This is a genomic window from Streptomyces sp. NPDC107500 (assembly GCF_055582785.1).
In genome coordinates this window covers 288,271-303,281 of the sequence record NZ_JBVJPF010000001.1, presented here as the reverse complement: position 1 = coordinate 303,281, position 15,011 = coordinate 288,271, and the positions used below count along the sequence as shown (strand labels likewise).

Annotated in this window: 12 protein-coding genes; 8 read left to right on the top strand and 4 right to left on the bottom strand. The window is 72.6% G+C overall.

The window, feature by feature from the left end; all coding sequences use genetic code 11:
• Positions 1 to 3: 3 nt before the first annotated feature.
• Positions 4 to 1,467, bottom strand: coding sequence for a sodium:solute symporter family protein (locus tag ACZ67M_RS01360; protein ID WP_469849106.1), 1,464 nt, complete (start codon positions 1,465 to 1,467; stop codon positions 4 to 6).
• A gap of 194 nt (positions 1,468 to 1,661) precedes the next feature.
• Between ACZ67M_RS01360 and ACZ67M_RS01355 the strand changes: the two genes are divergently transcribed.
• On the top strand, positions 1,662 to 3,356 hold the full coding sequence (locus ACZ67M_RS01355; RefSeq protein WP_469849104.1) for a helix-turn-helix domain-containing protein: 1,695 nt from the start codon (positions 1,662 to 1,664) through the stop codon (positions 3,354 to 3,356).
• Between the two features lie 62 nt (positions 3,357 to 3,418).
• Positions 3,419 to 4,207, top strand: coding sequence for a phosphatase (locus ACZ67M_RS01350; protein ID WP_361354287.1), 789 nt, complete (start codon positions 3,419 to 3,421; stop codon positions 4,205 to 4,207).
• Between the two features lie 14 nt (positions 4,208 to 4,221).
• Here the strand turns inward: ACZ67M_RS01350 and ACZ67M_RS01345 are convergent, their stop codons facing one another.
• From ACZ67M_RS01345 to ACZ67M_RS01335, 3 genes are all read right to left on the bottom strand, one after another.
• Positions 4,222 to 5,094, bottom strand: a complete 873-nt coding sequence (locus ACZ67M_RS01345; protein WP_361354284.1) for an acyl-CoA thioesterase — start codon at positions 5,092 to 5,094, stop codon at positions 4,222 to 4,224.
• 30 nt (positions 5,095 to 5,124) lie between these two features.
• Positions 5,125 to 6,282 (bottom strand): acyl-CoA dehydrogenase family protein, encoded by a 1,158-nt coding sequence (locus tag ACZ67M_RS01340; protein WP_361354282.1) that lies wholly within the window; start codon positions 6,280 to 6,282, stop codon positions 5,125 to 5,127.
• Between the two features lie 97 nt (positions 6,283 to 6,379).
• On the bottom strand, positions 6,380 to 6,991 hold the full coding sequence (locus ACZ67M_RS01335) for an SACE_7040 family transcriptional regulator (RefSeq protein ID WP_469849101.1): 612 nt from the start codon (positions 6,989 to 6,991) through the stop codon (positions 6,380 to 6,382).
• 97 nt (positions 6,992 to 7,088) lie between these two features.
• Here ACZ67M_RS01335 and ACZ67M_RS01330 point away from each other — a divergent pair, with 97 nt between their 5' ends.
• The 6 genes from ACZ67M_RS01330 to ACZ67M_RS01305 all read left to right on the top strand — a co-directional run bounded on the left by ACZ67M_RS01330 (position 7,089) and on the right by ACZ67M_RS01305 (position 14,875).
• On the top strand, positions 7,089 to 8,705 hold the full coding sequence (locus tag ACZ67M_RS01330; RefSeq protein ID WP_385803026.1) for a carboxyl transferase domain-containing protein: 1,617 nt from the start codon (positions 7,089 to 7,091) through the stop codon (positions 8,703 to 8,705).
• Positions 8,706 to 8,741: 36 nt separating this feature from the next.
• A complete protein-coding gene (locus ACZ67M_RS01325) occupies positions 8,742 to 10,697 on the top strand; it encodes an acetyl-CoA carboxylase biotin carboxylase subunit (protein ID WP_392009399.1) in 1,956 nt (651 codons plus the stop codon).
• Positions 10,694 to 11,659 (top strand): hydroxymethylglutaryl-CoA lyase, encoded by a 966-nt coding sequence (locus ACZ67M_RS01320; RefSeq protein ID WP_469849099.1) that lies wholly within the window; start codon positions 10,694 to 10,696, stop codon positions 11,657 to 11,659. Before ACZ67M_RS01325 ends, ACZ67M_RS01320 begins: the two co-directional genes overlap by 4 nt.
• A 5-nt stretch (positions 11,660 to 11,664) precedes the next feature.
• Positions 11,665 to 12,825, top strand: a complete 1,161-nt coding sequence (locus ACZ67M_RS01315; protein WP_361354270.1) for an acyl-CoA dehydrogenase family protein — start codon at positions 11,665 to 11,667, stop codon at positions 12,823 to 12,825.
• Positions 12,826 to 12,945: 120 nt separating this feature from the next.
• The gene (locus tag ACZ67M_RS01310) at positions 12,946 to 13,989 is read left to right on the top strand and encodes an ABC transporter substrate-binding protein (protein WP_385803022.1); all 1,044 of its coding nucleotides are present in this window, start codon (positions 12,946 to 12,948) and stop codon (positions 13,987 to 13,989) included.
• 25 nt (positions 13,990 to 14,014) lie between these two features.
• Entirely contained in the window at positions 14,015 to 14,875 is an 861-nt protein-coding gene (locus tag ACZ67M_RS01305) for a siderophore-interacting protein (protein ID WP_385803020.1), read from the top strand.
• Positions 14,876 to 15,011: the final 136 nt, after the last annotated feature.

Sequence of the window (15,011 nt, the reverse complement as noted above, 5' to 3'; positions counted from 1 at the left end):
ACTCTACTGGGGTGCCGGGACCGGCGGTTCGGACGGGGATTCGGGGGACCGTCCGGCGAGACGTTCGCGCCACGCGGCGAGGATCGCCTCGTCGGTGGGGCGGGTGGCCAGGGAGACGGCGACGTAGACGGCGAGGGAGGCCAGCAGGCCGTAGTAGATCGGCTCGTTGGCGAGGACGCCGTAGCCGGCCATCAGGCCGACGACGGTGAGGCCGCCGACCGCCACGGCGGCGAGGGCGCCGTGCGCGGTGCCGCGCTTCCACAGCAGTCCGCCGAGGATGGGGACGAGGAGGCCGCCGACGAGCAGGTTGTAGGCGACGGTGAGGGCCTCGACGACGTCGTTGAGGGCGATCGCGATGACGACGACCAGGACGCCCATGGCGAGGATGAAGGCGCGGTTCCCCTTCACCTCGTCGTGTTCGCCGTCCGTCTTGCTGATGACGCCGCGCAGCCTGGACCAGATGTCGTTGTTGGCGACGGTGGCGCAGGCGATGAGGGCGCCGGAGGAGGTGGACATCACGGCGGCCAGGGCGGCGGCGAGCACCAGTCCGCGCACGCCCATGGGGAGTTCGTCCTTGACGATGGTGGCGAAGGCGTCGTCAGGGCTGGCGAGGTTCGGGTAGAGCACCTTGGCCGCGGTGCCGATGACGGCGCCCGCGACGGCGTAGACGAGGCAGTAGGTGCCGGCGATGGTGCCGCCCCACTTGGCGGTGCGGTCGCTGCCGGCGGTGAAGACGCGCTGCCAGATGTCCTGACCGATGAGCATGCCGAAGGTGTAGATCAGGACGTAGGTGAAGATCGTCTCGCCGCCGATGCCCAGCGGGTCGAAGTACTCGGTCGGCAGCCGGTCCTTCATCTCGCTGAAGCCGCCGGCCTTGACCACCGCGATGGGCAGCAGCAGGAGCAGCACGCCGATGGTCTTCACGACGAACTGCACCATGTCGGTGAGCGTGATGGACCACATGCCGCCGAGCGTGGAGTAGGCGACGACGATGGAGCCGCCCAGGATGATCGCGAGGGTGCGGTTCACGTCGAAGAGGACGTCGAAGATCGTGGCGTAGGCGATGGTCGAGGTGACCGCGAGCATCAGGGTGTACGCCCACATGACGACGCCGGAGATGACGCCGGCCCTGCCGCCGTAGCGCAGGTCGAGCATCTCGGAGACGGTGTAGACCTTCAGGCGGGCGATGCGGGCGGAGAAGAAGACGGACAGGGCGAGCAGGCCGAGGCCGATGGTGACGACCATCCAGGCGCCCGAGAAGCCGTACTGGTAGCCGAGGCCGACGCCGCCGATGGTGGACGCGCCGCCGAGGACGATCGCCGCCATGGTCCCGGAGTACATCGCGGGGCCGAGCCGGCGCCCGGCGACGAGGAACTCGCTCTTGGACTTGGCACGGCGCATGCCCCACCAGCCCATGGCGAGCATGCCGGCGAGATAGACGACGATCACGATGTAGTCGACGGCCATGGGGGGCCTCCTTCGCGCACTGTCGGTGGCGTGTCGTGCTGGGGGTGGTCCGGTGGCTGGTCGCGGGGACATCCGCCCGTACCCGCGGCCGCCGGTCTGGATTCCGGTCCGGGTTGACACTAGGTGGCTGGAAAGCGACTGCGAAGTGTACGTTTCATCCAGTCGCATCCACTGAAGTGGAGGAAACATCCATCGTGCCGGAGCCGACCGTTCCGCCTGGCCCTTCCACGCCCCCGACGCCGCCGGTCTCCCTCGCGGCCCTGCTGGCCCGCGACGACCTGGGGCTGCGCCGGATGGCGGGGCCGTCCCCGGCGGGCGTGGCGGTGCACTGGGCGCACACCTCGGAGATGGCCGACCCCTATCCGTACCTGCTGGGCGGCGAACTGCTGCTGACGGCGGGGGTGCACGTCCCGCGCGGCACGGACCCGGGCCCGGCCTACTTCGACGCCTACGTCGGGCGGATCGTGGCGGCCGGCGGCGCGGCGCTCGGCTTCGGGGTGGCGCCGGTGCACGACACGGTGCCGCGGGCACTGGTCGCGGCGTGCGACGCGCACGGGCTGCCGCTGGTGGAGGTGCCGCCGCGGACGACGTTCTCGGGCGTGGCCCGCGCGGTGTGGCAGCTGATGGCACAGGCACGGCTGGCGGAGCTGCGGCGGGTCTCCGAGGCGCAGCAGGCTCTGGCCGCGGCGGCCTCCCGTCCGGACCCGGTGCCGTCGGTCCTGCGCCGGCTGGCGGGGCGGCTCGACGGGCGGGCGGTGCTGTACGGGCCGGAGGGCACGGAGATCGCGGCGGCGGGGCGGGAGCCCGGGGTCGAGGTGCGGCGGGCGCTGGCGGAGCTGTCCCGCTTCGTCACCGGCCACACCTCCACCACCGCCACGGACACGGTGGCCGGCACGCGTCTCGCCGCGTACGCGCTCGGCACCGGGCAGGGCTTCGTCCTCGGCGTCGCCGCGCCGCACCGGGAGTCCGGGGACCACACCATCGCGTCGGTCGCCGCCGTCCTGCTCTCGCTGCTCACCGGCGAGCACCAGAGCGGCACGGGCGCGGCCCGCTCCTCGGCACTCGTACGGCTGCTGCTGGGCGCCCGTCCCGAGGAGGCCGCGCCGCTCCTCGGCGGCGGGGGCGTCACCCACTGGCACGTCGTCCACGCCCGCCCCGTCTCCGGCGCCGCCGACCCGGTCGCCGCGTCGGCGCTGGGCGCGGCCCTGGGCTCGCCCCTCGTCGATCCCGCGGGAGACGTGGTGCGGGTCCTGGTACCGGCCACCGGGCCCGCCGGCCCGGGGACGGCCCCCACCGCGTCGCCGCCCGCCTCGGGCCGGCCGGCCGGGGAATCGGCGACCCGCCTTCCCGCCCCCGAGGGAGACCCCGGAACGGCCCCCACCGCGCCCGCGCCCGCCACCTCACCCGGCCACCCGGGCACGGAGGCCGGAGAAGGGCCCGGCTCGCAGAGCCGTCCCGGCAGTGGGGGGACCGGCGGCGACGGGCCCGACGCGCAGCCGGAGTGGGTGCTCGGGGTCAGTGCGGCCGTCACCCCCGTCGAGTGGCCGGCCGGTGACGCGCAGGCGGCCCGGGCGCTGGCCCGGGCGCTGGCCACGCGGGTGCCGCTGGTCCGGCACGGTGCGCGGCCCGCGCTGGCCGACCTGGTGCCGGACGGTGACGCCGAGGCGCACGCGCGTGCGCTGCTCGCTCCGGTCGCGGACGTCCCGGCGCTCACCGAGACGCTGCGCACCTGGCTCTCCCTGCACGGCAGCTGGGACCGCACCGCCGTCGCCCTCTCCGTGCACCGCAACACCGTCCGGCAGCGCATCGCCCGCTGCGCGGCCCTGCTGGAGACGGACCTCGACGACCCGGACGTACGGATGGAACTGTGGTTCGCGCTGCGGAGGTGACCCGTGTCCCAGCGCGGGACATGCCGCAGACGCCGACCGGCGGCTGCCTCACAATGGGAGCCATGCCGATACCCGGGACACCCAGCCGCGCCGAACTCGCCGAGCACCTCGTCAGAACCCGTATCGCGGGCGACGTCGCCACGCCCCGCGAGAACAACCTCTCCCACTACCGGAAGCTGGCGAACGGCGACCGCCACTTCTGGCTCGGTCTGGAGCTGGGCGACCGCTGGAGCGACGAGCAGGACGTGCTCGCGGTGATGGCGGAGCGGGTCGGCGTCAACGACGACCCGGAATACCGGTACGGCCAGGACACCATCGACCCCGAGCTGACCGTGGCCGGGCTGGAGCGGATGGCGGGGCGGCTGCGCAAGGCCGCCGACGGCGGGCAGCGGGTGCTGTTCGCCACCGGCCACCCGGGCGGCCTGCTCGACGTGCACCGCGCCACGGCCGACGCGCTGCGCACCGCCGGTTGCGAGATCGTCGTGATCCCGGAGGGGCTGACGACGGAGGAGGGGTACGTCCAGCAGTTCGCGGACGTGGCCGTGCTGGAGCACGGTGCCTCGCTGTGGCACACCCACTCCGGCGAGCCGATGAAGGCGATCCTCACTGGCCTGGAGCGCGCGGGCCGCCCGCTGCCCGACCTGGTCGTCGCCGACCACGGCTGGGCCGGTTGCGCGGCCCAGCACGGCGTCGACTCCGTCGGCTACGCGGACTGCAACGACCCGGCCCTCTTCCTCGCCGAGTCCGAGGGCACCCTCCAGGTCGCGGTGCCGCTGGACGACCACGTGGTCAGCCCGCGCTACTACGACCCGATGACGGCCTACCTGCTGACGGAGGCGGGGCTGAAGTAGCCCGCCGCGCGTCCTCAGACCTCCCGGGGGACGCGCACCACGCCTTCCTGGATGACCGAGATGGCGAGCCGCCCGTCCTGGGTGTGGATCCGGGCCTGACCCAGTCCCCGGCCGCCGGACGCGGACGGGGACTGCTGGTCGTACAGCAGCCACTCGTCGGCGCGGAACGGCCGGTGGAACCACATGGCGTGGTCCAGGGAGGCACCGACCACGTCCCCGACGGCCCAGCCGCCGCGCCCGTGCGCGAGCAGCACCGAGTCCAGGAGCGTCATGTCGGAGACGTAGGTGGCGAGGACGACGTGCAGGAGGGGGTCGTCCGCGAGCTTGCCGTTGGTGCGGAACCACACCTGGGAGTGCGGGTCGCGCGGGGTGCCGAAGTCGCCGAAGGGCGGGTCGTCGACGTAGCGCAGGTCGACGGCGGCGCGGGCCTCCAGGAACCGTTCGACGGTCTCGGCGGGCAGGTGCGGGTAGCTCCGCAGCCGCTCCTCGCCGGTGGGCAGCGTCGCCGGGTCCGGGGCCGACGGCATGGGGGCCTGGTGGTCCAGGCCCTCCTCGTACGTCTGGAAGGACGCCGACAGGCCGAAGATCGGCTTGCCGTGCTGGACGGCGACCACCCGGCGGGTGGTGAAGGAGCGGCCGTCGCGCAGCCGGTCGACGTTGTAGACGATGGGGGCGTCCGGATCGCCGGGGCGCAGGAAGTACGCGTGCAGGGAGTGCGCGTGCCGGTCCTCGGGGACCGTGCGTCCGGCGGCGACCAGCGCCTGGGCGGCCACCTGCCCGCCGAAGACCCGGGGGACGACGGCGGAGCGGGAGTGGCCGCGGTAGATGTCCTCCTCGATCCGCTCGAGGTCGAGCAGGTCGAGGAGGGACTGGAGTGCTTCGCTCATGTCCTGTGATTCTGTGGTCTGAAGACCGGTCTACAGGCCCATGTTCTTCGCGATGATCGACTTCATGATCTCGCTGGTGCCGCCGTAGATGCGGTTGACCCGGTTGTCCGCGTACAGGCGGGCGATCGGGTATTCGTTCATGTAGCCGTAGCCGCCGTGCAGCTGGAGGCAGCGGTCGATGACGCGGTGGGCGACCTCGGTGCAGAACAGCTTGGCGCTGGCGGCCTCGGCGGGGGTCAGCTCACCGGCGTCCAGCGCCTCGGTGGCGCGGTCGGCGACGGCCTCGGCGGCGTCCACCTCGGCCTGGCAGGCGGCCAGCTCGAACTTGGTGTTCTGGAAGTGGGCGACCGGCTTGCCGAAGACCGTGCGGTCCTGCACGTACTGCTTGGCGAACCGGACGGCGGCCTTGGCCTGGGCGTAGGCGCCGAAGGCGATGCCCCAGCGCTCGGAGGCCAGGTTGTGGCCGAGGTAGGAGAAGCCCTTGTTCTCCTCGCCGAGCAGGTCCTCGACGGGCACCTTGACGTCGACGAAGGCCAGCTCGGCGGTGTCGGAGGTGCGCAGGCCGAGCTTGTCCAGCTTGCGGCCGACCGAGTAGCCCTCGGACTTGGTGTCCACGGCGAACAGCGAGATGCCGTGGCGGCGGTCCTCGGCGGTGGGCGCGGCGGTGCGGGCGCAGACGATGACCTTGTCGGCGTGCACGCCGCCGGTGATGAAGGTCTTGGCGCCGTTGAGGACGTAGTGGGTGCCGTCCTCGGAGAGCTTGGCGGTGGACTTCATGCCCGCGAGGTCGGAGCCGGTGCCGGGCTCCGTCATGGCGATGGCCCACATCTCCTCGCCGCTGACGAACTTCGGCAGGAAGCGCTTCTTCTGCTCGTCGGTGGCCAGCATCTTGATGTAGGGCAGGGCGAGCAGCACGTGCACGCCGGAGCCGCCGAACTGGACGCCCGCGCGGGCGGTCTCCTCGTAGAGGACGGCCTCGAACTTGTGGCTGTCCATGCCGGCGCCGCCGAACTCCTCGGGCACGTTGATGCCGAAGATGCCCAGGTCGCCGAGCTTGTAGTAGAAGTCGCGCGGCGCCTGGCCGGCGGCGAACCACTCGTCGTAGACGGGGACGACCTCGGCCTCGATGAAGGCGCGGATGGTCTCCCGGAACGCCTCGTGGTCCTCGTTGAACACCGTACGGCGCACCGCGCCACCTCCAGGGTACGTATCTAAGCGCTTGCTCAGACTTCACCGTACCGGCGGGTAGGGAGGGGCGTCCAGAGTGGGCCGTGGGTAACCCTCGTCACTCCCCCACCGCCGCGAACGCCCCCCGGGCCATCCGGTGCAGCAGCTCCGACGTCACCGCGCGGCCGGGAAGGGCGCCGGGGCGGCCCAGGTGGGGGGTGGAGTTCAGGAGGCCGAAGACCGAGTGGACGGCCGAGCGGGCGCTCGGTTCCGTGACCGCCGGATAGACCTCGCGGACCACCCCGACCCACAGCTCGACGTACTGCCGCTGGAGCTGGCGCACCATCTTGCGGTCGGCGTCCCGGAGGCGGTCCAGCTCGCGGTCGTGCAGGGTGATGAGCGGGCGGTCGTCGAGCGCGAAGTCGATGTGACCCTCGATGAGCGAGTCGAGGACCGCCTCCGCATTGCCGGACCCGGAGTCGGCCACCCCCTCGGCCTCCGCCAGCCGCCGCTTCGCCCCCGTCAGCAGCTGTCCGCTGATCCCGACCAGCAGCTCCGCGAGCATCGCGTCCTTGCCGGCGAAGTGCCGGTACAGACCGGGGCCGCTGATACCGACCGCGGCGCCTATCTCGTCGACGCCGACACCGTGGAAACCGCGCTCGGCGAAGAGCCGGGCGGCCTCCTTGAGGATCTGTTCGCGGCGGGTGGGGGCGTCGGTTCTGGTGGCCATGGGAGCAATTCTAGACAGGGAGGTTAGCGGTCGTTAACCTGAGGGAAACGCGTTAACGCTCATTAACTGGTCGATCACTGGGTGAGGGGACCGCAGGATGCACGAGGCACCGGAGCTGACGACGGCGGCAGATCCCGCGTCCGAGGCCTTTCGGGCCAACGAGGAGGCGCACGGCGTCCTCGTTCAGGAGCTGCGCGCCAAGCTCGCCGCGGCCCGGCTCGGCGGCGGGGAGCGGGCTCGGGCCCGGCACACCGCGCGCGGCAAGCTGCTGCCGCGCGACCGCGTGGACACGCTGCTCGACCCGGGCTCGCCGTTCCTGGAGCTGGCGCCGCTCGCGGCCGACGGGCTCTACGACGGGCAGGCCCCGGCGGCCGGCGTCATCGCCGGCATCGGCCGGGTCGCGGGACGGGAGTGCGTGGTCGTCGCCAACGACGCCACCGTCAAGGGCGGCACGTACTACCCGATGACCGTGAAGAAGCACCTGAGGGCGCAGGAGGTGGCGCTGGAGAACCGGCTGCCGTGCCTGTACCTGGTCGACTCGGGCGGCGCCTTCCTGCCGATGCAGGACGAGGTCTTCCCCGACCGCGAGCACTTCGGGCGGATCTTCTACAACCAGGCCCGGATGTCCGGCGCCGGCATCCCGCAGATCGCCGCCGTCCTCGGCTCCTGCACGGCGGGCGGCGCGTACGTCCCCGCGATGAGCGACGAGGCCGTGATCGTCCGCAATCAGGGCACGATCTTCCTGGGCGGCCCGCCGCTGGTGAAGGCGGCCACCGGCGAGGTGGTCACGGCGGAGGAGCTGGGCGGCGGCGAGGTCCACTCGCGCGTGTCCGGCGTGACCGACCACCTGGCCGAGGACGACGCGCACGCGCTGCGGATCGTGCGGCAGATCGTCTCCACGCTCCCCCGGCGCGGCGCGCTCCCCTGGGGCGTGGAGCCCGCCGTCGAGCCGAAGGCCGACCCGCAGGGGCTGTACGGCGTGGTGCCCGTCGACTCCCGCACCCCCTACGACGTCCGCGAGGTCATCGCGCGCGTGGTGGACGGGTCCCGGTTCGCCGAGTTCAAGTCGGAGTTCGGGCAGACCCTGGTCACGGGCTTCGCCCGCATCCACGGCCACCCGGTCGGCATCGTCGCCAACAACGGCATCCTGTTCGCCGAGTCGGCCCAGAAGGGCGCCCACTTCATCGAGCTGTGCGACCAGCGCGGCATCCCGCTGGTGTTCCTTCAGAACATCTCCGGGTTCATGGTCGGCCGGGACTACGAGGCCGGCGGCATCGCCAAGCACGGCGCCAAGATGGTGACGGCGGTGGCGTGCACGCGCGTGCCGAAGCTGACGGTGGTCGTCGGCGGCTCGTACGGCGCGGGGAACTACTCGATGTGCGGGCGGGCCTACTCGCCCCGCTTCCTGTGGATGTGGCCCAACGCCAAGATCTCCGTGATGGGCGGCGAGCAGGCCGCGTCCGTGCTGGCCACCGTCAAGCGGGACCAGCTGGAGGCGCGCGGCGAGGAGTGGCCGGCCGAGGAGGAGGAGACCTTCAAGGCACCGGTCCGCGCGCAGTACGAGCGCCAGGGGAACGCCTACTACGCGACCGCCCGCCTGTGGGACGACGGGGTGATCGAGCCCGCCGACACCCGGCGGGTGCTGGGTCTGGCCCTGACCGCCTGCGCCAACGCGCCGCTGGGTGACCCCCAGTTCGGCGTCTTCCGGATGTGAGGAGGGGACTCGATGGGAAGCACGATGGGGAACCTGATGTTCGACACGGTGCTGGTGGCCAACCGCGGTGAGATCGCGGTGCGGGTCGTCCGGACCCTGCGCTCGATGGGCGTGCGCTCGGTGGCGGTCTTCTCCGACGCCGACGCGGACGCCCGGCACGTGCGCGAGGCCGACGAGGCGGTACGGATCGGCCCGGCGCCGGCGGCGGAGAGCTATCTGTCCGTCGAGCGGCTGCTGGAGGCCGCCGCCCGCACCGGCGCGCAGGCCGTCCACCCGGGGTACGGCTTCCTCGCCGAGAACGCGGGGTTCGCGCGGGCCTGCGAGGAGGCGGGGCTGGTCTTCATCGGGCCGCCCGCCGACGCCATCGCCCTGATGGGCGACAAGATCCGGGCCAAGGAGACGGTGCAGGCGGCCGGGGTCCCGGTCGTCCCGGGCTCCAGCGGCAGCGGGCTGACCGACGCCCAGCTCGCCGACGCCGCCCGCGAGATCGGCACGCCGGTGCTGCTCAAGCCGTCGGCCGGCGGTGGCGGCAAGGGGATGCGGCTGGTGCGGGACGCCGCCGTGCTCGCCGACGAGATCGCCGCCGCCCGCCGCGAGGCCCGCGCCTCCTTCGGCGACGACACGCTCCTCGTGGAGCGCTGGATCGACCGGCCCCGGCACATCGAGATCCAGGTCCTGGCCGACGGCCACGGGAACGTGGTGCACCTGGGCGAGCGCGAGTGCTCCCTCCAGCGCCGGCACCAGAAGATCATCGAGGAGGCGCCCAGCGTGCTCCTCGACGAGGCGACCCGCGCCGCGATGGGCGAGGCCGCCGTGCAGGCGGCGCGCTCCTGCGGCTACCGGGGCGCGGGCACGGTGGAGTTCATCGTGCCGGGCGGCGACCCGTCGTCGTACTACTTCATGGAGATGAACACCCGCCTCCAGGTGGAGCACCCGGTGACCGAGCTGGTCACCGGCCTCGACCTGGTGGAGTGGCAGCTGCGGGTGGCGGCGGGTGAACCGCTCGGCTTCGCGCAGGAGGACGTCCGGCTCACCGGGCACGCGGTCGAGGCCCGGCTGTGCGCCGAGGACCCCGCGCGCGGCTTCCTCCCCTCCGGCGGCACGGTGCTGCGGCTGCGCGAGCCCGAGGGCGACGGGGTGCGCACCGACTCCGGGCTCAGCGAGGGCAGCGAGGTCGGCAGCCTCTACGACCCGATGCTGTCCAAGGTGATCGCCTACGGCCCCGACCGGGAGACGGCGCTGCGCAAGCTGCGGGCGGCCCTGGCCCGGACGGTGACGCTGGGCGTGCAGACCAACGCCGGGTTCCTGCGCCGGCTGCTCGCGCATCCGGCGGTGGTGGCGGGCGACCTGGACACCGGGCTGGTGGAGCGCGAGGCCGACGGCCTGGTCACCACGGACGTACCGGAGGAGGTGTACGAGGCGGCGGCGGCCGTACGGCTGGACGCGCTGCGTCCGCGCGGGGACGGCTGGACGGACCCGTTCTCGGTGCCGGACGGCTGGCGCACGGGCGGCGAGCCGAAGCCGGTGGCCTTCCCGCTACGGGCGCCGGGGCTCGACCCCGTCACGCACTCCCCGCGCGGCACCCACACCGTCACCGACGACCAGGTGGCCGTGACCCTCGACGGCGTCCGGCACACCTTCGACCGCGTCGCCGACTGGCTGGGCCGCGACGGCGACGCCTGGCACGTGCGCGACCACGACCCGGTCGCCGCCTCCCTCACCCGCTCCGCCCACGCGGGCGCCGACTCGCTCACCGCGCCCATGCCGGGCACGGTGACGGTGGTGAAGGTCGCCGTCGGCGACGAGGTGGCCGCCGGGCAGAGCCTGCTGGTCGTGGAGGCGATGAAGATGGAGCACGTCATCTCCGCCCCGCACGCCGGCACCGTCGCCGAACTGGACGTCGCGCCCGGCACCACGGTCGCCATGGACCAGGTGCTGGCGGTCATCGCCCCGGCGGAGAGCCCCGGCGACGGGGCGGAGGAGACGGCATGAACACCCCCGACCTGGGCCTGCCCATGACCGTGCCGGCCGACGGCCTGCCCGCCCGCGTCCGCATCCACGAGGTCGGCGCCCGCGACGGCCTCCAGAACGAGAAGGCGATCGTCCCGGCGGCGGTGAAGGCGGAGTTCGTCCGCCGCCTCGCCGGGACCGGCCTGACCACCATCGAGGCGACGAGCTTCGTGCACCCCAAGTGGGTGCCGCAGCTGGCGGACGCGGAGGAGCTGTTCCCGGCCGTCGCGGACCTGCCGGTCGACCTCCCCGTCCTGGTGCCGAACGAGCGCGGCCTGGACCGCGCGCTGGCCCTCGGCGCACGCCGGGTGGCGGTCTTCGCCAGCGCCACGGAGTCCTTCGCCAAGGCCAACCTGAACCGCACGGTGGACGAGGCCCTGGCCATGTTCGCGCCGGTGGTGGCGCGGGCGAAGGCGGCCGACGTGCACGTGCGGGGCTACCTCTCGATGTGCTTCGGCGACCCGTGGGAGGGCGCCATCCCCGTCCCGCAGGTGGTGCGGGTCTGCCGGGCCCTGCTGGACATGGGCTGCGACGAGCTGAGCCTCGGCGACACCATCGGGGTGGCGACCCCGGGCCACGTCGGCGCCCTGCTCACCGCGCTCACCGAGGCGGGCGTCCCCGTGGACACGCTCGGCGTCCACTTCCACGACACCTACGGCCAGGCCCTGTCCAACACGCTGACCGCGCTGCGGCACGGCGTGACGACGGTCGACGCCTCCGCCGGCGGGCTCGGCGGCTGCCCGTACGCCAAGTCCGCCACCGGCAACCTCGCCACCGAAGACCTCGTGTGGATGCTGCGCGGCCTCGGCATCGACACCGGCGTCGACCTCGGCCGTCTCGTCGCCACCAGCGTCTGGATGGCCGCCCACCTGGGCCGACCCAGCCCGTCCCGCACCGTACGAGCCCTCGCGGGCTCGGGCGCCGACTCCCACCAGGAGCACTGACAGCCATGGACCACAAGCTCTCCCCCGAACTGGAAGAACTCCGCCGCACGGTGGAGGCGTTCGCCCACGACGTCGTGGCGCCCAAGATCGGTGACTTCTACGAGCGGCACGAGTTCCCGTACGAGATCGTCCGCGAGATGGGCCGCATGGGCCTGTTCGGGCTGCCGTTCCCGGAGGAGTACGGCGGCATGGGCGGCGACTACCTGGCGCTCGGCATCGCCCTGGAGGAGCTGGCGCGGGTCGACTCGTCGGTGGCGATCACGCTGGAGGCGGGGGTCTCGCTGGGCGCGATGCCGGTCCACCTGTTCGGCACCGAGGAGCAGAAGCGCGAGTGGCTGCCCCGGCTGTGCTCGGGCGAGATCCTGGGCGCCTTCGGCCTGACCGAGCCGGACGGCGGTTCGGACGCGGGCGCGACGCGGACCACGGCCCGGCTCGACGAGGCGACCGGCGAGTGGGTGATCAACGGCACCAAGTGCTTCATCACCAACTCGGGCACGGACATCACGGGCCTGGTGACGGTCACGGCGGTCACCGGCCGCAAGCCGGACGGCCGGCCGCTGATCTCGGCGATCATCGTCCCCTCCGGCACGCCGGGCTTCACGGTGGCCGCCCCGTACTCGAAGGTCGGCTGGAACGCGTCGGACACCCGTGAGCTGTCCTTCGCCGACGTAAGGGTCCCGGCGGCGAACCTGCTGGGCGAGAAGGGGCGCGGCTACGCGCAGTTCCTGCGCATCCTGGACGAGGGACGCATCGCCATCGCCGCACTGGGTACGGGACTCGCGCAGGGCTGTGTGGACGAGTCGGTCAGGTATGCGAAGGAACGTCACGCCTTCGGCAAGCCGATCGGCGCCAACCAGGCCATCCAGTTCAAGATCGCGGACATGGAGATGAAGGCCCACACCTCCCGCCTCGCCTGGCGGGACGCGGCCTCCCGCCTGGTGGCGGGCGAGCCGTTCAAGAAGGAGGCGGCGCTGGCGAAGCTGTACTCGTCGACGGTGGCCGTGGACAACGCCCGGGACGCCACCCAGATCCACGGCGGCTACGGGTTCATGAACGAGTACCCGGTCGCGCGCATGTGGCGGGACTCGAAGATCCTGGAGATCGGTGAGGGCACCAGCGAGGTCCAGCGGATGCTGATCGCACGGGAGTTGGGGCTGGCGGGCTGAGCCGGCCGACTGTCGCGGGGCGGGGCCGGACGGCCCCGCCCCTGGACAAGATCTGAGGTTAGGCTAACCTACCCTCGAATTGTCCCGCGGAGCTCCGCACCGTTCGAAAGCAGTCACACCATGCGCAACGCCAGAGCTGCCCACCCGACCCGCCGCGGAATCCTCGCCGCCGGCGGCGCCATCGGCCTCGGTGCCGCGCTCGCGGCCTGCGGGGACGACGACGCGAAGAGCGGCTCGGGCGACGACGCGGGCACGGGCAAGTCCGGCCCCTGGTCCTTCAAGGACGACCGCGGCACGACCGTGAAGCTGGACTCGGTGCCGAAGAACATCGTCGCCTTCACCGGTGTCGCCGCCGCCCTGTGGGACTACGGCGTCGAGGTCAAGGGCGTCTTCGGACCCACCACGACCAAGGACGGCAAGCCCGACGTCCAGGCCGGCGACCTCGACGTCGACAAGGTCACCGTCCTCGGCAACGAGTGGGGCAAGCTCAACGTCGAGAAGTACGCGACCCTCGCCCCCGAGGTGCTCATCACCACGACGTTCGACACCGCGGGCACCCTCTGGTCGGTCCCGGAGGAGTCCAAGGACAAGGTCGCCAAGCTCGCGCCGAGCGTCGCGATCTCCGTCTTCGACCGCCAGCTCACCCAGCCGCTCCAGCGCATGTGGGAGCTGGCCGAGTCGCTGGGCGCCGACATGAAGGCCAAGAAGGTCACGGACGCCAAGGCCGCCTTCGAGAAGGCCGCCGCCCGGCTGCGCGCCGCCGCCAAGGCCAAGCCCGAGATCAGGGTCCTGGCAGGCTCGGCGAGCGCCGACCTCTTCTACGTCTCCGGCACCAACCTGTCGGTGGACCTGGAGTACTTCAAGGCCCTCGGCGTGAACTTCGTGGAGCCCTCCGAGGACGCCAAGAAGGCGACCGGCGGCTGGTTCGAGAGCCTGAGCTGGGAGAACGTCGACAAGTACCCGGCCGACGTGATCATCATGGACGACCGCGCCTCCACCATCCAGCCCGCGGACATCGCCGAGGGCACCTGGAAGCAGCTCCCCGCGGTCAAGGCCGGCCAGGTCATCGCCCGTTCCCCCGAGCCGATCCTGTCCTACGACAAGTGCACGCCGCTGCTGAACAACCTCGCCGAGGCCATCGAGAACGCCAAGAAGGTCGGCTGACCTTCTCCGTCTCCCGGAGCACGCCATGACGACGGCCGTAGCCGCCCCGTTCCGTTTCTTCTCCCTCCAGGTCGTACGGACGAGGCGGCTCGGTCCGTCTCTGGCCCGTGTCACCTTCGCCGGGGACGACCTGAGCGCCTTCCACTCGGACGGCCGCGACCAGTCCCTGTCGCTGTTCCTGCCGCATCCGGGCCAGTCGGAGCCCGCGGTGCCGGTGGAGCTGGGCGACGGCTGGTGGCAGGCGTGGCGTGAACTCCCGGACGACGTACGGGCGGTGATGCGCTCGTACACGCTGCGGGCGCTCCGGCGCGACGCCGACGGCGACACCGTCGAGATCGACGTCGACTTCGTGCTGCACGGCGTCGAACCCGGCGCCGCCTTCGAGGCCGGCCCCGCCGCCCGCTGGGCGGCCGCCGCCACCGCCGGGGACCGCGTCCTGCTGCTCGGCCCGGCGATCGCCGACAACAGGGCGATCCGCTTCCGGCCGCCCGAGGACACCGACCTGGTGGTGATCTGGGGCGACGAGACCGCCGTGCCGGCGGCCTGCGCGATCGTCGAGTCGCTGCCCGCCGGCACCCGCGCCCGGGTCTGGCTGGAAGTGCCGCACGCCGAGGACGTGCAGGACCTCGAGACGGCGGCGGACGCCGAGATCACCTGGCTGGTCCGGGACGCCGCCGGCGGCCCCGAGGCCACCCTGGCCACCCTGCGGGACGCGCGGCTGCCGGACGCCGAGCACCCCTACGTCTGGATCGCGGGCGAGTCCGGCTGCGTCAAGGCGCTGCGGCGGCACTTCGTGCGCGAGCGCGGCATCGACCGGCGGCGCGTCACCTTCGTCGGCTACTGGCGCCAGGGGCTGACGGAGGAACAGCTCCGCGAGCAGGGCTGAGAGCAGGGGCTCCCGGATCGCCGCGCACCCGAGTGACGGCAGTCACGCACAGGCATGCGTTTGATCCAATCGAGTTAGGTTAGGCTGACCTAAGTTGAAGCAAGGGTTCCGCCCTGCCGACCTGCCCCATCCTTCC